This is a genomic window from Bacillus pfraonensis (assembly GCF_050768835.1).
GTDB lineage: Bacteria > Bacillota > Bacilli > Bacillales > Bacillaceae_G > Bacillus_A > Bacillus_A pfraonensis.
The window spans coordinates 12814-30221 of sequence record NZ_JAHCDO010000036.1 but is presented as its reverse complement, the minus strand read 5'-3'; the positions used below and the strand labels follow the sequence as shown (position 1 = coordinate 30221).

19 protein-coding genes and 3 pseudogenes are annotated in these 17408 nt (G+C 32.6%); 12 read left to right on the top strand and 10 right to left on the bottom strand.

Translation table 11 applies throughout. The features are described 5' to 3' along the window. Window positions 1-12: 12 nt before the first annotated feature. Window positions 13-96: pseudogene (locus KFD70_RS24460) on the top strand (IS6 family transposase); the annotation flags it as partial. Between the two features lie 440 nt (window positions 97-536). Beyond that, window positions 537-896, top strand: coding sequence for a winged helix-turn-helix transcriptional regulator (locus KFD70_RS24455; protein ID WP_017154591.1), 360 nt, complete (start codon window positions 537-539; stop codon window positions 894-896). Between the two features lie 71 nt (window positions 897-967). On the opposite strand, the gene KFD70_RS24450 is transcribed toward KFD70_RS24455, so the two are convergent. Continuing rightward, the gene (locus KFD70_RS24450) at window positions 968-1495 is read right to left on the bottom strand and encodes an NAD(P)H-dependent oxidoreductase (protein WP_336454501.1); all 528 of its coding nucleotides are present in this window, start codon (window positions 1493-1495) and stop codon (window positions 968-970) included. Between the two features lie 267 nt (window positions 1496-1762). Between KFD70_RS24450 and KFD70_RS24445 the strand changes: the two are divergent. The 3 genes and pseudogenes from KFD70_RS24445 to KFD70_RS24435 form a co-directional block, all read left to right on the top strand. Further along, a pseudogene (locus tag KFD70_RS24445) lies at window positions 1763-1867 on the top strand (IS6 family transposase); the annotation flags it as partial. A gap of 415 nt (window positions 1868-2282) precedes the next feature. After that, window positions 2283-2708, top strand: coding sequence for a hypothetical protein (locus tag KFD70_RS24440; protein WP_336454502.1), 426 nt, complete (start codon window positions 2283-2285; stop codon window positions 2706-2708). A gap of 79 nt (window positions 2709-2787) precedes the next feature. Continuing rightward, on the top strand, window positions 2788-3345 hold the full coding sequence (locus KFD70_RS24435) for a hypothetical protein (protein WP_336454503.1): 558 nt from the start codon (window positions 2788-2790) through the stop codon (window positions 3343-3345). A 423-nt stretch (window positions 3346-3768) separates the two neighbouring features. Here the strand turns inward: KFD70_RS24435 and KFD70_RS24430 are convergent, their stop codons facing one another. From KFD70_RS24430 to KFD70_RS24420, 3 genes are read right to left on the bottom strand one after another with little or no spacing between them, the layout of a single operon-like run. After that, window positions 3769-4296, bottom strand: coding sequence for a permease (locus KFD70_RS24430; RefSeq protein ID WP_336454504.1), 528 nt, complete (start codon window positions 4294-4296; stop codon window positions 3769-3771). After that, the gene (locus tag KFD70_RS24425) at window positions 4293-4775 is read right to left on the bottom strand and encodes a hypothetical protein (RefSeq protein WP_336454505.1); all 483 of its coding nucleotides are present in this window, start codon (window positions 4773-4775) and stop codon (window positions 4293-4295) included. The genes KFD70_RS24430 and KFD70_RS24425 overlap by 4 nt, the downstream gene beginning before the upstream one ends. Then, complete coding sequence (locus tag KFD70_RS24420; protein ID WP_336454506.1) at window positions 4768-5109, bottom strand: PadR family transcriptional regulator; 342 nt, start codon at window positions 5107-5109, stop codon at window positions 4768-4770. The genes KFD70_RS24425 and KFD70_RS24420 overlap by 8 nt, the downstream gene beginning before the upstream one ends. 392 nt (window positions 5110-5501) lie before the next feature. Here KFD70_RS24420 and KFD70_RS24415 point away from each other — a divergent pair, with 392 nt between their 5' ends. The 3 genes and pseudogenes from KFD70_RS24415 (at window position 5502) to KFD70_RS24405 (ending at window position 7744) form a co-directional block, all read left to right on the top strand. Further along, a complete protein-coding gene (locus KFD70_RS24415) occupies window positions 5502-6131 on the top strand; it encodes a TetR/AcrR family transcriptional regulator (protein WP_336454507.1) in 630 nt (209 codons plus the stop codon). Window positions 6132-6159: 28 nt separating this feature from the next. Further along, the gene (locus tag KFD70_RS24410) at window positions 6160-6324 is read left to right on the top strand and encodes a DUF2197 domain-containing protein (protein WP_336454508.1); all 165 of its coding nucleotides are present in this window, start codon (window positions 6160-6162) and stop codon (window positions 6322-6324) included. 134 nt (window positions 6325-6458) lie between these two features. Then, a pseudogene (locus KFD70_RS24405) lies at window positions 6459-7744 on the top strand (IS4 family transposase). A gap of 544 nt (window positions 7745-8288) precedes the next feature. Here the strand turns inward: KFD70_RS24405 and tnpB are convergent. The 3 genes from tnpB to KFD70_RS24390 form a co-directional block, all read right to left on the bottom strand. Beyond that, window positions 8289-9416, bottom strand: a complete 1128-nt coding sequence (tnpB, locus tag KFD70_RS24400; RefSeq protein ID WP_431613440.1) for an IS200/IS605 family element RNA-guided endonuclease TnpB — start codon at window positions 9414-9416, stop codon at window positions 8289-8291. A gap of 632 nt (window positions 9417-10048) precedes the next feature. Continuing rightward, window positions 10049-10516 (bottom strand): hypothetical protein, encoded by a 468-nt coding sequence (locus KFD70_RS24395; RefSeq protein ID WP_336454319.1) that lies wholly within the window; start codon window positions 10514-10516, stop codon window positions 10049-10051. Between the two features lie 197 nt (window positions 10517-10713). After that, window positions 10714-11208 (bottom strand): DUF6022 family protein, encoded by a 495-nt coding sequence (locus KFD70_RS24390; RefSeq protein WP_336454320.1) that lies wholly within the window; start codon window positions 11206-11208, stop codon window positions 10714-10716. A 148-nt stretch (window positions 11209-11356) separates the two neighbouring features. Between KFD70_RS24390 and KFD70_RS24385 the strand changes: the two genes are divergently transcribed. From KFD70_RS24385 to KFD70_RS24375, 3 genes are all read left to right on the top strand, one after another. Continuing rightward, complete coding sequence (locus tag KFD70_RS24385) at window positions 11357-11506, top strand: MerR family DNA-binding transcriptional regulator (RefSeq protein WP_420792386.1); 150 nt, start codon at window positions 11357-11359, stop codon at window positions 11504-11506. A gap of 30 nt (window positions 11507-11536) precedes the next feature. Continuing rightward, window positions 11537-12052 carry a MerR family DNA-binding transcriptional regulator gene (locus KFD70_RS24380; protein ID WP_336454321.1) on the top strand — a complete coding sequence of 172 codons (516 nt, stop codon included), beginning with the start codon at window positions 11537-11539 and terminating at the stop codon, window positions 12050-12052. Between the two features lie 513 nt (window positions 12053-12565). Next, entirely contained in the window at window positions 12566-12925 is a 360-nt protein-coding gene (locus tag KFD70_RS24375) for a winged helix-turn-helix transcriptional regulator (protein ID WP_336454322.1), read from the top strand. Window positions 12926-13005: 80 nt separating this feature from the next. Here KFD70_RS24375 and KFD70_RS24370 read toward each other — a convergent pair whose 3' ends face one another. Continuing rightward, on the bottom strand, window positions 13006-13566 hold the full coding sequence (locus KFD70_RS24370; protein WP_336454323.1) for an NAD(P)H-dependent oxidoreductase: 561 nt from the start codon (window positions 13564-13566) through the stop codon (window positions 13006-13008). 288 nt (window positions 13567-13854) lie between these two features. Further along, window positions 13855-14853, bottom strand: coding sequence for a helix-turn-helix domain-containing protein (locus KFD70_RS24365; protein ID WP_336454324.1), 999 nt, complete (start codon window positions 14851-14853; stop codon window positions 13855-13857). Between the two features lie 403 nt (window positions 14854-15256). Here KFD70_RS24365 and KFD70_RS24360 point away from each other — a divergent pair, with 403 nt between their 5' ends. Further along, window positions 15257-16432 (top strand): tyrosine-type recombinase/integrase, encoded by a 1176-nt coding sequence (locus KFD70_RS24360; RefSeq protein WP_336454325.1) that lies wholly within the window; start codon window positions 15257-15259, stop codon window positions 16430-16432. Window positions 16433-16586: 154 nt separating this feature from the next. Here KFD70_RS24360 and KFD70_RS24355 read toward each other — a convergent pair whose 3' ends face one another. Further along, complete coding sequence (locus KFD70_RS24355) at window positions 16587-17219, bottom strand: type 1 glutamine amidotransferase family protein (RefSeq protein ID WP_336454326.1); 633 nt, start codon at window positions 17217-17219, stop codon at window positions 16587-16589. Window positions 17220-17408: the final 189 nt, after the last annotated feature.

The window sequence follows — 17408 nt, the reverse complement described above, 5'->3', positions numbered from 1 at the left end:
TACTAGTACTCTAAAAAAGGACAACTTGCTTTACGAGACAAGTCTGTCCAAAATCAAGTGAAGTTCATTCATCAACTCTTTGGGATAGCTGCATAAGAACAGATTCCATTAGGAATCTATATACCTCTTTCAAATGGATATAACCTTTGCACCAGAACCTTTTGTAACCTTTACTGGCATTGCAGTAATAACTTTATTAATTCAGTTCATTTATTATTATTCAAATTGGAAAAAATCTTTTAAGTAACTTTTCTAATAGTTTTATAAATAAAAAGTTTCTTCAGAAGATCTGGAGGGACTTTTTGAGATTTTTAAATACATGGACTACTGATAAGTGTTGTTATGCTAATTGTTTTTAAAATTTCTTTCTTAGTTAAATTAGATTCTTTGCATGAGAATGAAACAATATGGGATATTAAAAACATTAAAGAAAATATAAACGTATTACTTTACATTCTTATGATAAGATTGCATAGTAATTTACTATAAAGTATTCATATTGATAGGATATTCTTATCAGAAGGAGAGTGGGGATTGTGAGAGAAACTTGTGTTCCGACTGGCGTAGAACTAAAAAACACTGGTTTTGGATATACGTTATCCTTAATAGGTGGTAAATATAAAATGATTATTTTGTATTGGTTGTCTGAAAATAAGGTTATGAGGTTCAATGAGCTGAAGCGATGTATTGGGACTATTTCCTTTAAAACACTAAGTGTTATGTTAAAAGAACTTGAGGAAGATGGTCTTATTATACGTAAAGAATTTCCCCAAATACCTCCAAAAGTTGAATATTCATTATCTAAACGTGGTTGTTCACTTATTCCATTGTTAGATATGATGTGCGAGTGGGGAGAGAAAAATAGTTTTCAAGCTCTAGAAGATGTAAAAAAATAGGCATAGTGTAAAAGGAAGTACCTTCTTCTTTAGAAGGTACTTCTTATTTTAATTTTTATAAAAGTTACCTATTACATATTATCAATGAAATTTAGATAATCTTGGGTACTTTTTTCTATTTCACTTACAGATGGCTCAAATTCTGCTCCATAAAACGCAAAGAACGAACGATAGTCTGCCTTACAATAGATGGCTGTCATCTCAAACGGACACAACACTTGTTCAAGGGTATAATAGTATCTTCCAGCTTCACTATAATCCACATTTTTGATCCCGGCAGATACACCTAAAGCAATTTTACGATTCTTTAATCTATCTCCTTTTGAACCATAAGCCCATTCATAAAGGAAAACATCATCCAGCCACTTTTTTAAGAGAGGAGGACAGTTGAACCAATATACAGGAAATTGGAAAACAAGGTTCCCATGAGTTTCAACCAATTTTTGTTCTTTTTCCACATCTATGTTCTCATCAGGATAAACCTTATGCAATTCGTGCACAGTATATTTTTCTGGATATTTTTTTAATTCTTCTACCCATCGCTTATTAACAACAGATGTTTCTAAACTTGGGTGTGTTACGATAACAAGAGTTTTCAATGTTTCTTCCTCCTTAGGCTGATTTCATTTTTATTGTAAAGTTCAAGCTAAAAATATGTAAGTACGCACTTTTAGTACAGGTACTTACATAAAGGTAAGTACCTGTAATTTGCAGTCTTTTTTTATCGTGCCAAATGACCCATAAACTGATGCAAGGGAAAGAAGGGTTCTGTTGCAAAGATTTCTAAACTGAGATAACCTGTAGAAAAAGTGTGAGCAGGAGAATGATATATGCGGTATTGTAAAGGAAAATAGTTTAAAAAGGATATTATTTTGGTAGCCGTCGGCTACTATTGTCGTTTTTCTTTAAGCTATCGTGATGTATCTGAAATCTTGAAAGAGCGTGGTGTTTCAGTTGCTAATTCAACTCTAATTCCCTTTGAAAATAGCAATCATTATCCATTCTTAGAAGAACAAGAGAGATTCATAAATACGATTCATGAGTTTTATAAAACATTATAACTTTCGCTAAGGGGATTATGTAAAAAAGCTAGCGTAGATCTAGTTTTTTCTCATTTGTTCATCTATATTCTAACATCCTTATTTAGGAGTCACCATACATCACCATCAAGCTAATATAAGCAAATACCCGAAAACGAAAAAAGTGAGGTGTATTCACAAAAATAAATTTTACACATCGTTGACTATTGATAATGAGACGTTATGTTAATCTCACATGTATAGGATATACATTGGTTTTAACGTATCTAATAAAGGCCTTTTGTTAAGGAAAACTTGTTATAATATTCTCAAGTGGAAAGTGCAATTTATGGGAGGATAGACCACAATGCCTGAACCAAATATAAAAATAAAAAAGATATGGGAAGATACCAATTTTTTTGAATTGAATTTTGACTTTACTGGATTTTATGGCACTGCGAGCATTAACCTATATACCACCAATGAAGAACTCGAAGATTTAAAAGAGGGAATAATCAAGTTTTCCACTTTTAAACTACATGAGTTTCAATGGGTTTCAGGTGAGGATATAGACAATGTAACTCATTTCTTATCCATGAGATTCTTCTTACATGATAAAAGAGGCATTGTAGGTATAGAGGTAGTAATTGACAATAAGCAATCAAAGCCTTATTGGATGCGTTCAAATCTGTTTATTCTTACGGAACTTAATCAAATTGATGATTTTATAAAAAAAATAGAACAATTAATTAGTGAGGAAATTACTGAGTTGGAAGGCATAATTCCAGTCTGACAGGGATAATTTTTGTAGGTAAATTACATATATTAACTTCCGCTAACGTGCGTTATGTAAAAAGGGGGGAATAAACAACATGGGGATATATGAGTATTTAGATCAAATACAAACTGAGTTATTGGATCATTCATGGCAGGAGATTGAAGTGAAATACTATGATCTGTGTTCTAAACTGGCAGGAGAAGAACAAGCAAAACGAATTCGAAACATAGATTTAGACGCATTCCAAAATAAACTGAACGATACCCTCTACACCTCAATACATACAGCTGATAAACATTCAGCAGCAGCTATTTATTTTGAATATGATATGGATAATGATTGGCAAAGTGTATTTTTTATCTGTAATGATTACACGGCGTTGTTGGAGGAAGGTGACGATTGGGCAAGTGATTGGATTAATGAGGTTGAAGTGCCTAATTTAAATGGATTTGCAAGGATTTATGCTGAAAGTGGATATCATGATTTAGCTCCATCACATGAATTTTATAAATTTATGCACTCAGGACAAATGCTAAGTTATCGATACTTTACTACGTTACATCAAAGTAAGCATACAGGCTTTGATGCTTTATTTCCTTTTACACCAAAACAAGAATTTGTTAAGGTTATGCCTAATTGGTGGGTTAACTGAAATAATTAATGTAGGCTCAAAATAAATTTCAACGGTTATTAATATAAATTAGCACATTTAAACAAAAAGTAATTCGTTTTGATTAATCTTTTTTTCAAAACGGAATTACTTTTTTTGTTTAATGAGGTAGCACGCCAGCGCTTTCAAGTTTAGAAATACATTCTTCCCCAAAACGAAAAAAATGAACTAAATTCCTACGAACAACTAGGGGTCCCGCCCCACATCCATCAACCTAAAAATTTATAGTGCCCATAGAATGAAATTTTGTGTTCACTTGTAACAAAAAAGCACATTCTTTCTTTTTAGGGTGTTTACTTTTCTTAAATTGCTGGTTTATAAAGAATTTTTGATTAAATGCTATTTAAAATTTACAGTTACAAAAGAATCTGCGATTGAGGAGCTTAAAGATTTATTGATCTAAATCTAAATTTCTTTAGTTATATCATACTTTAATAATTGTCGATGGTCATAAAATTTCTCAAAAATAAGACCCATTAAATAGAAAAAGAATAAACCAAAACAAATGTGAATGAGTGTAAATTTAACTCCAAATGAGGCAAATTCATATACAATAACCGGTAATTTTGCGGTTGTCCAAACTCCTAAAAAAAATACAATGTATCGTATGCTCGCTCCTTTTTTTAATAAAAGTGACGCAATGGGAAAAGCTACGTAGAGGGGTCCGGCTGCAATTCCTCCTAATAATAGGGAGAATAAGATGCCATAGATTCCAGATTTTCCCCCCATATATTTAATTAATGTTTCTTTCTTTACCCACTGGTCAAGCAACCCTACGAATATTAAGACAGGAGGAAGTAGAAACAGCATATCTAAAATACTTTTTCCTGTTAATTGAAATGCATTCCATCCTAACGATTGATTTATAAAAGTCAATATAATGAGTCCCAATAGTAAAATGAAAAAGAAACGATACCTTTTTAATTCATTCATACCATCACCACCCAAATAATATACGAGAATATGAGAGACATTAACAATGCAGATGCATTACGAGCATAAGCAAAACCTCGTCCAAATATCTTTTGTTCCATCGGTAAAGTTGTGATTCCTACGGACATTAATGTAGACATTAATACCGCAACTTGAGGGAGGCCCGCACCATTTTGGACTAATGTATTTCCAAGAGGAAACACAACAAAGCTTGGAATGAGTGCAACAGAGCCAATTATTGCAGAATAAACAATACCCATGAATCCAGATTTTTCCCCAATGATGGAAGAAATGAAGGAAGGCGTTAATATAGATAGTGATAGTCCAACAAAAAGCATAATTGATAGCATGGAAGGTATAAGATTACGAAACATTTTCCATGACTTTAATAGAGCATCTTTTGTTTTATTTCGATCTTTTATAAAAGAAATACTGGTAAGAATAATAGCTATAGTGTAAAGGATAGTACTATTAATCATGATTATACCCCTTCCATTTTTTGTATTTATTTAAGAAAAATGATAAGTTTTTAATTTTTTCTTCAATATCTATTTGAAACTCTTCTAATTGTTCTTTTCCCACTGTAGTAATTTTGTACATCTTTCTCGGCTTATCTTGATCAGATGTGTCCAAATAAGATTCAACAGCACCTTCTTTTTCTAATTTTTTGAGTGTACGATATATGATGGCACTATCAATTGGATTGATGGGAAGTTCTTCCTCACATTTCTGCAGAAGTTTTCCTCCATAACTATCTCCCTCTGTTAAAAACAGTAAAAGAAATGCACCTGTATGTCTCCCTGTATGTTTCATAAAATATCTAACCTCCTAGATTAAATGTAAAAAAAATTTTGTCATCATAACATTAACAATATTACTGTTAGTAACATTATACTGTCGTTAACAGTAATGTGTTACTAACAGTATAAATTCAATATAATGTCATGTCAATTCTAAAATATGCAACATGTCTTTTATCTTTTTCGTTCTGGGGGAATTGTATTTTCTTAGCTTGATAGTGATGTGGCGGTACCCCATGCCCATCAACTTAAGAGGTTTTAATACCCCAAAAACGGAAATTTTGTGTATTTTTCTCTTTTTTATTGTTTTGAGGTAACTAGCTCTTTTAGCTTGATAGGCATGCAGCTGAACCCCTAAAATGGTTTTTATTGTATATTTTTGAACATTCGTGCTAAAATATAACCATGAGTATAAAAAATAAAACAAACAACCAAAAAGAAATGTCATTTATTGAAAAAGCCCGTAGAGCTCAGATTGTGGAATGTGCGATTGATACACTTGCTGAAGTGGGTTATGCGCAAGCCTCTTTAGGACAAATCGCTAAACGCGCAAAAATAAGTAAGGGGGTTATTTCTTATCACTTTACAAACAAAGAGAAACTTCTGGAGCAAGTTATAACTGATTATTATATAGCATGCCAGTCCTTTATTTGTTCGCAAATTGAAGCTCAAACGACTCCAAAAGGAATGCTCCAAACGTATATTAAATCTAATCTGAAATTTACAGATGAACATCGTAAGCATGTATTCGCTGTTATAGAAATTGTTTCAAATGAAAGAACAGATGAAGGGAAACTTCGGTTTGCAGCAGACTATGATGAAACTATTTTTCTTCCCATTGAAAATATTCTACGTTTAGGGATGCAAGAAGGAGTGTTTCGAGATTTTTCTAAAACGTCTTTAAGGGTGATGACGTTAACAATCAGGCATGCCATAGATGGATTTAGCCTAGAGCTAATGAGAAATCCCGATCTTAACGTTAAAGATTACACTAACGAACTTATCACAATCTTTGATCGGGCAACTCAAAAGTAACATATTACCCTAATGAGGGAGGAAGTATATGATATTTTATGAGGTTATTTGTTTTTGTTGTAAAAATGTATTTCGAGTATATGAAGGAACTGAAAAATATAAGCAATTTAAGAAAAATAAGAAAGGGAAATATTGCTGTGACGAATGTGGTCATAAAATAAGACTTGAAGCAATAAAACATTTTTTTAGATAGTGTTACTATTTACTACTCACTTTTGCTAGTAGGGGTCACCATACATCGCTATCAAGCTAAAATAAATTTGTATCCATATAAACAAAAAAAGCTATTCTTTTTGTAGAAATATACAGAAAGGATGGCATTTTTGTATGAATCTATCGATTCAGGATGAGTTTCATTTATTCGCTGAAGAACTACAGCGATATCTATCCCCACATATTCTTCAACAACTTGCACAAGAGGCAGGTTTTGTAAAACGTAAAAGCAAGTATGGTGCACAAGATTTGACTGCTTTTCCCTTTTAATCCAAAATAAACTAAATGATTCTTCTCAAATCTCAAACCAATACATTTCTTATTTTCAACGTATACGTATTTTAGATGCTACTATTTTTCAAGTACCCAACCATTTAGCTTCTATTTATCCTGGTTCAGGAGGATGTGCACAGACAGCTGGTATTAAGATTCAACTAGAGTATGATTTACATAGTGGGAAATTCCTCAATTTTCAAATGGAACCAGGTAAAAATAATGATAAAACCTTTGGTACAGAATGTTTGGATATCTTACGACCAGGAGATTTATGTATTCGAGATTTAGGATACTTTTCTCTAAAAGATTTAGACCAGATGGATCAGCGAGGGGTATTCTATGTTTCGCGGTTGAAATTAAATAATAGAGTATATGTTAAAAATGAATCTCCAGAATTCTTTCGGGATGGGTCAGTAAAAAAGCAATCTTTATATGCTTTACTTGACCTTGAACATATCATGCATCAGATAAAACCAGGAGATACTTATGAAATTCGAAATGCCTATGTTGGACAACAAAAATTACCCTCACGAGTTGTAATATACAGACTCACATCAGCTCAAGTTCATAAACGTAGGAAACAGCAAACTTATGTTGAAAAGAAAAAAGGGGTTACATACTCTGAAAAAAGTAAACGTTTAACAGAAATCAATGTTTATATTACCAACATCCCATGGGAAATTGTTCCGATGGAACATGTTCACGAGATTTACTCTCTACGTTGGCAAAAAGAGATTGTATTTAAAACATGGAAATCTCTTTTTGGTATCAATCATTGTCACAATATTAAGCGAGAGCGTCTAGAATGTCATCTTTATGGACAGTTAATCGCTATTTTTCTTTGTTCTTCCACTATGTTCAAAATGCGACAGCTGTTACTACAGAAAAAACAAAAAGAATTAAGTGAATATAAAGCAATTTATATGATTCAAGATTATCTGCAACTAGTGTATGAATCTATACAAAAAGACACCCAAGAAGTATCAAAAATTTTCCTTCATCTGTTTGACCTCTTACAGAAAAGCGGACGGAAATCGCATCGATATGAGAAAAAGACAGTCTTTGATATTTTAGGTGTCGTTTATCAGTGTACTGTATCCAATCTAAAGCAGAAAACTGCATAATATTTAAAAATACACCTTATCAAGGTTTATTTGGTATGCGTATTTTTAAGAACAAATAAACAAATTATCAAGCATGTAGGCAACAAGAACGGAAGTTCATGAAAGACCCACCCTTAGCTTGATGGGCATGTGGCGGTACCCAAAATAAGGCTTACGAGTGTCTCTTATGACTTGTCTCAAAATCCTTATCGCTGTTAAGTTATTCATTTTTAATGATATAAACAACTTACCGTTGTAAATCCGCATTTTCGAGACGCTACCCATATATGTAAAATTGCATGAAAACACTTAATAATATAATGATATTATCTAATAGATCAGCGCTAGTATTTCATGTATTATGTCGAAACCCTATAAAAAAATGAATAGTCAACTAAAGATAGGCACTCGAAAGAGTGTCTTTTCTTTATAAAAAATCCCCACACAACGTGCAGGGACCAAGTGTAAAACAATACCTTAGTTGAACTATTCACCACTTAACGTCCTTACGGACTGTTTGAAGTGGGAGATTCCTAAGTACAGAGTTCTATCGAACTCTAATGGATTAGGCTATCCCCGTAGTTCCTACGCTTAAGAGATGAATTGCTTCGTTTCTCAGGTTGATCGCTGCATTCCTATCTCTATCGTGATGTGTGCCACAAGAAGGGCAATTCCACTCACGAATTATTAGATTTTTAACGTTTTTATTCTTGTATCCACAATTGGAACATAACTGACTGGAAGCAAATGTTTTAGATACCACAACAACTTGTTTGCCATACCATTTTGCTTTATATTCCAACATCGTTCGAAATTGTGACCAAGATACTTCACTAATTGCTTTTGCAAGCTTTCCATTTTTGAGCAGGTTACTGACTTGCAAGTCTTCTATACCGATGACATCGTGGCTTTTGATGATTTCAGTAGAGAGTTTATGTAAGTAATCAGCTCTCGCATTGGCAATATGTTCATGGATTCTTGCAACTTTCACACGCTGCTTGTTCCAGTTCGAAGAACCTTTCGTTCTTCTGGAAAGGGTACGCTGTGCTTTTGCTAACTTTTCTTCTAATATACGGAAGAATTTAGGGTTCTTGTATGTTGTTCCATCAGAAAGAATAGCAAAATCTTTTAACCCAACGTCCATTCCACAAGTGGATTCCGTTTTAAGCATTTCTTGTATCTCTGTTTCGACAAGGATAGATACAAAGTATGTACCACTTGGGTTACGTCGAATCGTTGCATTTAGAATACGACCTTCTACTTCACGACTTTTGGCAAAGCGAACAAAGCCAAGTTTCGGTAATTTCATTTTGTTACCTACAATCGCAATATTGCCGTTCGTTTGCTTGGTTGTGTAGGATTGAACCTTATTGTTTTTAGATTTGAATCGTGGAATATCATTTTGTTTCTTGTAAAAACGCGAAAAAGCATCTGCGAGGTTTTTTAATGTGGATTGAAGAGCAATACTATCTACTTCTTTTAACCAAAGTGTATCCTGTTGCTTTTTTAATTGAGTAAGCTCGGCAGAGCAAGAAGGATAGGTTAATCCTTTTCCTGTTTCTTTATAGGTGTCATTCCAGAGAGCAAGAAAATGGTTAAATACAAAGCGACTGCACCCAATGGTTTTAGCAATTAATATTTCTTGTACCTTATTTGGATAGATACGAAATTTATATGCCTGATTTACTAACATGGGTTGCACCTCACTTTTTTCGTAGGATACCTACAGTATACTAAAAAAGTAGGCTTACGCCTACCGACATTCATCTCCCACCTAAAATTGGTGTTTTCACACCTTCACATTTTTGAGGAAGGAGTCTTCTGTCGGAAAACGATAAACACCATCAAAATAATACATTTATTATCCAATAGCAAAAGACCACCTATTTCCGTAGATGGTCTCTGCCTCTTCAGCTTTATTGTACACATTTAAATTATACTGCTAATCGCGTACTATATTGTTATGCAATTGTGCATAAATTCTATTTTTAATATAGTAATAGTGAAAAATATCTATACTAAACTTTGGGAATATTCCGCATAAAGATTATCAATTTACTGTATATTCTGTCAATGTTAAGATTTAAGTGTAATGTATATCTGTTTGAACCATGTCCCCTAATACAAGGTTTGAATAGTCATCTCAATACGCGAGAACAAACAGAGAAAAGGCACCTAAAGGTGCTTTTTCTTTATGAAAAAAACTCACACAATGTGTAGAGTTTAAGTACCATCTTTATATTAAAATCAAAATTATTATTAAATTAAACTAAAGATAACTATTTTTATAATTATACTTATCTCCCTTTTTGGTCTTTTACCTAGTCACCTTATATCTGTACCATCTGGAAGATAAAAAGTAGTACGAGGCATTTCTTTTATTTTATTCCAATCAAAATGCCAACGATTAAAAGCATTAGCACTTACAATCCGTCGCTTTACTTGTGTACGACCATTTTCCCAATCACGCAAATATACAGTAGGATTATCTTTATATTTGAATAGAAAAGTTCCTTCGCGAAGAGGTGGTCCTGTAGGATAATTTTGTAGGCCCACTGGAATTAACCCTTTCCAATCTCTAAAAATGCCATGATAAACAGCCGTACTAACAATTAAACGAATTCTTCCATGATCTACGAGATAAACCTCGGGCCTTATAGGATCTTTTACTCGCGATCCATTAGATACTGGTGGCCGAAAAAAAATTTCTTGTGGATTCTCAAATTCAGTAGACTGTTGTCCAGTTGAATATTGAACAGGTACATAATTATAATAACTATCATAATAATACATTAACATTACCCCCTTTAAGTTAATACAAAATATGACATGTAACCATCGACGGACTTAAAGGACAAAATAAAAAGGGCTGCCTAAAAATAAGCACCCTTTTTATTTATTAAAAAATTCCCACACAATGTGCAAGGACTAAAGAAGGCTGTTCAGTTGGATGAGTCAAGCCCTTTTTAGACAGCCTCTTGTTACATTAATCAAGAATTTTCGTTTAGGCTTAGAATTTTTTTGGTAATTTCATTTCTTTCAGTACTTGTAAAAGTCATTAGTTTTGGAGCTGAAGGGAGGTTGAAATTTACATGAGAATGAGATAATTCAAAAAGAAAAGTACCAATTAATTGTTTATTTTGGTTTTCAATGACAATCCAAAAGACACGCTTTTCATGATCAGGCGTTCCCCATTTTGCTTTTTCAATAGAATTTCTAAAATTTAAGCACCCAGCAATAATAAAGTCATCTTCTTTTGTTTTTTCAGCAGACTGAAAACCTGCTTTCTCAAGCTCTTTCCATGCTGGAGGAAGTAGTTTATCTAAGTACATACCATATGTGGCATCTTCGTACTCAGGAAACAATTTTTGGAATTTCTCAATGGTATCTGCAAGAACTTCTTCCCAATGGTCCTTTAAATAACCAGATACTTTTTGTCCTAACTCTTCAATTGACATTTCGGGTTGAATGTTTAATTTTGACACTGAGATCCCTCCGCCATTTTTTATTACTTACTCCTTAATCTTATAACATTAAAGTCAATTATAAGGTTTTTAATTGCATATACTTATTTTAGAGGGTATTAAATGATAAACTTTATAATGAGTTTAATGTTGGTGGGGATGAAAAAGAATGAAGAATAATATAAGACCTATTGATATTGCAAAAAGGTTAAATGTGAGTACTCGCACTTTAAGAAGTTACGAAACAAGGGGGATTATCCCAGCCACAGAAAGGTTGGGTACAGGATATCGAATCTATACGGAGGAACATTTAGCATAATGTATAGTAGCCATGTCACCGGGGGTTGGAATGGAGATAACAACAGCTGTACTAAAAAAACTGCAACAAAAAAAGCTGAATTCTGCACTCTGGATAATCAACGAGATACAAGCAGCCAACTATCAAGAAAACGAGTTAGCTACTAGAATAATAAAAGACCTAAACGATATCGTTGATTCCCAATCGGTAGCAAATAACTTAATGACAATTGGAGAGGTAGCAAACAAAGCAAAAATCTTTACTTCTACTATACGATATTGGGAAAAGGAGGAGTATGTTAATTCAAAGAGAGGTGAAAATAATTATCGCTACTTTAATTCATATCAACTTATTAAAATTTTATTAATGAAGCTTACGCAAAACGCTGTGTATTCAAACGAAATTGTTCAATTAAAAAAATCTATTAGAAATTTGGAGGAATACAATATTGAAGGGGCAAAAAGCATTGTCGAGGAGTGCCAACAGCATTTAAATAAACGGAATCAAGAACAGTTACATGGGTTATATTTTTTGCATCGATTATGTGAAAAGTTAGGATTAAAATAACTAAGAATTAATATGGGATTTTTCACACGTCCGCCGAAAAAGGGGAATAAAGAGTACTGCCCATACCCATCGATTTAAGAATTTTATAAAGCCTCAAAACAAAAAAATTGGTTCTGGTGCAAAAACTCTAAAGCTCTTGCAAGTAATTGAAGTTAGATTTATACATAAATTGTTTGGAATTGCAGCATAAACTGTCATTGAACAGTCCATGCAGGTTCTATGTCTCTATCAAATGGTTTTTGCAACAGAACCAATAAAAAAGATTTTGATGTTGTTATTGAGAAGTTGTTTAAAAAACGTCAGTCATGTTATTTAACAATCGGGCCATTTAATTGAATAAAGAAGAAGTTTTTTAAAAGTTGATTTAAGGGGTGTTTAGTTGAAATTTATTCGAATTAAAGATATAGCAAAATTTTTTAGCGATTTTACAATACATCCTTTGCAATAAGATTGCATAATGATCTATTGTAAAGGATGCCTATTTCATTACTTACCTAAGGGAGAGTGTAACTTATGCGCAAAAGCTGTGTTCCGACTGGAGTTGAACTAAAAGACACTGGATTTGGATATACGTTGTCCTTAATAGCCGGTAAATATAAAATGATCATTATATATTGGCTATCTGAAAATAACGTTATGCGGCATAATGAGCTGAAGCGAAGTATCGGTACCATTTCATTTAAAACGCTAAGCATCATGTTAAAAGAGCTAGAGGCAGAGGGCCTTATCATACGTAAGGAATTTCCCCAAATACCTCCAAAAGTTGAATATTCATTATCTGACCGTGGTCTTTCTCTCGTTCCTTTGTTAAATATGATGTGTGAGTGGGGAGAGAAGAATCGTTTTCCATCTCTTAAGGATGTACACAAGTAGGTATAGCTATTTTGTTTAAATCAAAAGAAGTATCTCCCCAATAAAAAACTTCTTTTTTGTAGCTTTAATAAAGCTTCCTATTACAGGTTGTCAATAAAATTCAAATATTCCTGAGTGCTTTTTTCCAATTCGCTTGTACCCAGCTCACTTTCTTCTTCTTCGTTTCCACCCGGATCACTTTCTTTGCCGTAAAACGCAAAGAACGAACGATAATCTGCATTGCAATACAGGAATGTCGTTTCAAATGGAACTAATATTTGTTCAAGTGTATACTGATATCTTCCGCTTTCACTATAATCTTCTTCTTTGATTCCTGCAGATACACCTAAAGCAACTCTACGATTCTTTAATTTATCACCTCCATTTGAACCATAAGCCCATCCATAAGTTAAAACATCGTCAAACCATTTTTTAAGGAGAGGTGGACAATTAAACCAATATATAGGGAACTGCAAAACAAGATTACCATGTGATTCAACCAATTTTTGTTCTTTTTCCACGTTTATGTTTCCATCAGGGTAAACCTTAGACAATTCGTGAACAGTATACTTTTCCGGATATTTTTTCAGTTCTTCTACCCATCGCTTATTAATGACGGATGTTTCTATGCTGGGATGTGTTACAATAACAAGAGTATTCAAAGATTTTTCCTCCTTAAGTATTTTTTATGACTTTATTATAAAGAGCACACTACAAATATGTAAGTATGCACTTTTAGTACAGGTACTTACATAAAGGTGAGTGTTAAATCAGTCATAAAAATATTTTTTCTATAAGGGAGAACCAGCGAATCTATTACACGTAAAGTAGAATAGCTGCATTCTCGGGGTCACCGTATGTTGTACGAAAAGGTCGTTTATTTATAAATCAATGTAATGGAATACTATATAATTTTATTTTTTTAAATTCTAAAGGTTTTGCTTTTTATCTTATTCTTCTAACGCTTTAATATAAGTTTTTACTGCATGAAGTAAGAACTCTTCCTGACCCAAGCCAGATTCTGAAGCCATTTGAATTACTTTTTGTTTGAATTTATGATCCGCATGAAAAGTTAACGGCTCTACATTGCTTTTAAAGTATATACCGTCAACATGTGGCAGTATTGAGCCTGTCTTCATATGAGAATGTAAGTATTTAATTTCCTCTTGAAATTGTAATGGCTCTACCTTTAAGACAAAAGGTTTAATTTCAACTTGAATTGTGTCCTGTATAACGTTTAGACGCATATTTGCTACACCAAGGTGTTTATAAAATAAGTTTATTAGATTATAAGTAATTGAATTAAATAGCTGAGGCTTTTTAAAAGTAAAAGATAGATATCCTCGTTTTGTAATTACTGCATGTTTGTCAAAATGTTCAACTGTGTAGTCATGATCTTTGTATTCGGATAAAGAAAAGATTTCTTCATTTTGCGTGATAACTTTCCCATTAGCCCCATTCATTTCTATCACACGAGCTTTTTCCCCTGTATCTTGATGCGTAAGTAATTGATATAAATAAAATTCAGTATCCTGAATCTTGGTGATAAAAGTTTTACGCTCTTTCGTAGTTGTTTTTTCATAATCGAGCTGAAAAATCTCTAAATCTTCTTCATCAATTACATATACTTGCTTTCCTCGCTTTTCCACCATTTTTGCTGGTAGCTTTCCTGATTTAATATAAGTAAATATGGTAGAAGGTGCTACATTTAAAAGTTCTGCTGCTTCTTTTGTACTTAATCCTTTGATTTCTTCTTTATTCATTAATCGTTCGATATCTTCTAAATAAAAGATTTTGCTACCGAACTGTTTCCAATTATCCTTATATACACATTCAATTAAACCATCTTTTTCTTTCTTTAAGATAGTCTGTACGGTAACTCCCATTAAATCTGCTGCTTCTTTTGTAGTTACTGTTGGCTTTGTAATAAACAATAAATCCTGTGTCATGAAAGTAATGCCTCCTTACTTAATTTCCGTAATTCTTAAATTATAGATATATTATAACAGAGTCCGCTATATATATGAAAATAGTTCTTAATATATTAAAAGTATTAATTCATTTATGAAAATTAATGTAATTTTAAATAAATTTCTATATTTAAAGTAAAATAAAACTATTTTTAAACATAAAAATAAATTTTAAATTAACGAATTGGTTTTTAAAAAATAAACAATTAATAATAATTTATAAAAAAATAAATGTATATTTAAATAGAGAAGAATGTAGGATTCTTACAGAAAGAGCATGAAATTTACTTTGTGCAATTGATGTAAGTACAATCAAATTCATAGTATAATTAATAAATAGATATAGACTTACAATTTACAAAAGAAGAGGTGAAGCAGTTTTATGGATTCTAGAAATGGAAAACAATTATTACCTGTTGTAAACAATAAAAAAGAATTTATAGATACATATAGAGAACATATTAAAGATGTTAGCCCTTTTCTGAATAATAACCGTCATATGAATGATGTGGAACGAAAAATGGAGGCCGCAGAAAAAGAGGGAAAGGGAAAATATGATTTTTTAAGTGATCTAGAAGTCATTTACCATTTTGTACATTTACAAAAAGACATGGATGAGAAGAAGAACCGAAAAAAAGATACAAAGAAGAGCTATGTATCTGAAATCCTATCATTTTGCCAATGCATGGTAGAGCATGCAGAAGAATTTGAAATTAACGGGGAAGAGGTACAACAAAACGCTTCTTTATTAAAAACATTGAGACCTTGGCACATTCGAAAATATAATACCTGGTTAAAAGAAGTACAGAATGGTCGTAATGGTGATACTTATGCGATCGCAACATTAGCAAAGAAAACGATATTAATTCGTTCATTTTTAAAACATCTTCATGGGTTTGGTTATATTGAAAAACCACTACATGATGAACTACAGCGGGCAAATGTAAACGAACAAGATCGGCCAAATCGTGATTTATCCTATGAGGAAGTCATGAAGATATTAGGGTTTTATAAAGAGAAAGGGCATTTAGTAAACTATACAATCTTACTGGCGTTAGCTAGTACAGGTGCAAGGATTCAGGAATTGTGTACAACAAGAGTAAAAGATTTACACTATGACGGGAAGTATTGGTTAAAAGTGATTGGAAAAGGGGATAAGGTACGTGAACTTTTCGTTTCGGAACATTTGTATCAGTGTATTTGTGAAATGAGAAGAAGAAGAGGGTTTAAAACAGAATTAGACCAAGGGGATGAAAGCCCATTATTTGTAAACCGAAGAGGTGATTTTTATAAGTCAAAAACGTTATCTAACCAGGTAACAGATATGATTAAAAAAACAAATTTGGATTTCTTAAAATATCGTGAAAATCCAGTCACAGCACATACATTCCGACATGCCTTTGCAATTATGGCAGTAGAACAGGGGAATGCTGATTTGTATCATTTGATGCAGACCTTAGGACATGAAAATATTCAAACCACTAAGATATATTTAGAAAAACATATGAAGCGTAAAAATAATGTTGGGGTTATCTTTGCAGATATGCTTAATGATTAGTATTGTTATGATATTCAAATTAACGTTTTGAGCAAGGAGTTAATATGTAAAAATTATATATTAACTCCAAATATATTAACTTTTATCTAGGAAGATAGCAGGAATTACCCCTTGATTTCAAATAATATAAAACTGCTAAATTGATTTTTTTAGTTCATCTATTTATTGAATTCATTAACTGGAAAAAGTATTCAGGTTTATGAGTCTTATTTAGGTTATACCATGCATGTAATGTATCGGGTGCAAATACATCTAATTTTTTCAGTACTTCCATCGTAAATTCCAGAGGAGCTACCCCTGATGCAGTAACTAAATTCTTACCAGATACCGCAGGTCTCATCTCATAAAATTTTTCTCCTTTATAATTAGGACAGACCATTTTAATATACTCTAAGTCATTGCTTGTATGCTTTCTAGAATCTAAGTATCCCATATTCGCGAGGCCCTTAGTTGCACCACAAATTGCAGCAACAATAGTGCCAAGCTTTAAAGCTTCGCCAATTTTTTTCAAGATGGGTTGATGAATATCTTCTCCCCAAGTATTCCCTCCAGGTAAGATTAAAAGATCTTTACTCTCAAGAGTACATTCATCTAGGGAAATATCTGGTTGTATGCTCAGTCCTCCCATCGTAGTAATAATTTCCTTATTAGCTCCTACTGTAAATACCTTTAACGGAGCTAAATCTTTTTTAAAATATCTTCCCGAGTTTAATTCAGCAATTAAATACCCATATTCCCAGTCTGACATTGTATTAAATACATAAAGATAAACATTTTTTGTTTGCATCTAATAACACTCCAATCACTATTGATATAGCCTATTATAGTATAACTCCCCTTACAGATAATGTCAGGGGAGTTATCATACTTGATAAAAATTTATCGTTTTCCGACAGAACTTCAATAAGTCTTTTCTTCGCAAGATAGGCTCATTATTTGGCGCAGCAGACGTAAATGTATCAAAAGAATCTATAAT

Excerpts from the sequence above, each read along its gene's own strand:
- KFD70_RS24440 (WP_336454502.1), top strand. The coding sequence starts at position 2,283 with ATGCCTGAACCAAATATAAAAATAAAAAAGATATGGGAAGATACCAAT.
- KFD70_RS24435 (WP_336454503.1), top strand. The coding sequence starts at position 2,788 with ATGGGGATATATGAGTATTTAGATCAAATACAAACTGAGTTATTGGAT.
- KFD70_RS24430 (WP_336454504.1), bottom strand. The coding sequence starts at position 4,296 with ATGAATGAATTAAAAAGGTATCGTTTCTTTTTCATTTTACTATTGGGA.
- KFD70_RS24425 (WP_336454505.1), bottom strand. The coding sequence starts at position 4,775 with ATGATTAATAGTACTATCCTTTACACTATAGCTATTATTCTTACCAGT.
- KFD70_RS24420 (WP_336454506.1), bottom strand. The coding sequence starts at position 5,109 with ATGAAACATACAGGGAGACATACAGGTGCATTTCTTTTACTGTTTTTA.
- KFD70_RS24415 (WP_336454507.1), top strand. The coding sequence starts at position 5,502 with ATGAGTATAAAAAATAAAACAAACAACCAAAAAGAAATGTCATTTATT.
- KFD70_RS24410 (WP_336454508.1), top strand. The coding sequence starts at position 6,160 with ATGATATTTTATGAGGTTATTTGTTTTTGTTGTAAAAATGTATTTCGA.
- tnpB (WP_431613440.1), bottom strand. The coding sequence starts at position 9,416 with ATGTTAGTAAATCAGGCATATAAATTTCGTATCTATCCAAATAAGGTA.
- KFD70_RS24395 (WP_336454319.1), bottom strand. The coding sequence starts at position 10,516 with ATGTATTATTATGATAGTTATTATAATTATGTACCTGTTCAATATTCA.
- KFD70_RS24385 (WP_420792386.1), top strand. The coding sequence starts at position 11,357 with ATGAAGAATAATATAAGACCTATTGATATTGCAAAAAGGTTAAATGTG.
- KFD70_RS24380 (WP_336454321.1), top strand. The coding sequence starts at position 11,537 with ATGGAGATAACAACAGCTGTACTAAAAAAACTGCAACAAAAAAAGCTG.
- KFD70_RS24375 (WP_336454322.1), top strand. The coding sequence starts at position 12,566 with ATGCGCAAAAGCTGTGTTCCGACTGGAGTTGAACTAAAAGACACTGGA.
- KFD70_RS24365 (WP_336454324.1), bottom strand. The coding sequence starts at position 14,853 with ATGACACAGGATTTATTGTTTATTACAAAGCCAACAGTAACTACAAAA.
- KFD70_RS24360 (WP_336454325.1), top strand. The coding sequence starts at position 15,257 with ATGGATTCTAGAAATGGAAAACAATTATTACCTGTTGTAAACAATAAA.
- KFD70_RS24355 (WP_336454326.1), bottom strand. The coding sequence starts at position 17,219 with ATGCAAACAAAAAATGTTTATCTTTATGTATTTAATACAATGTCAGAC.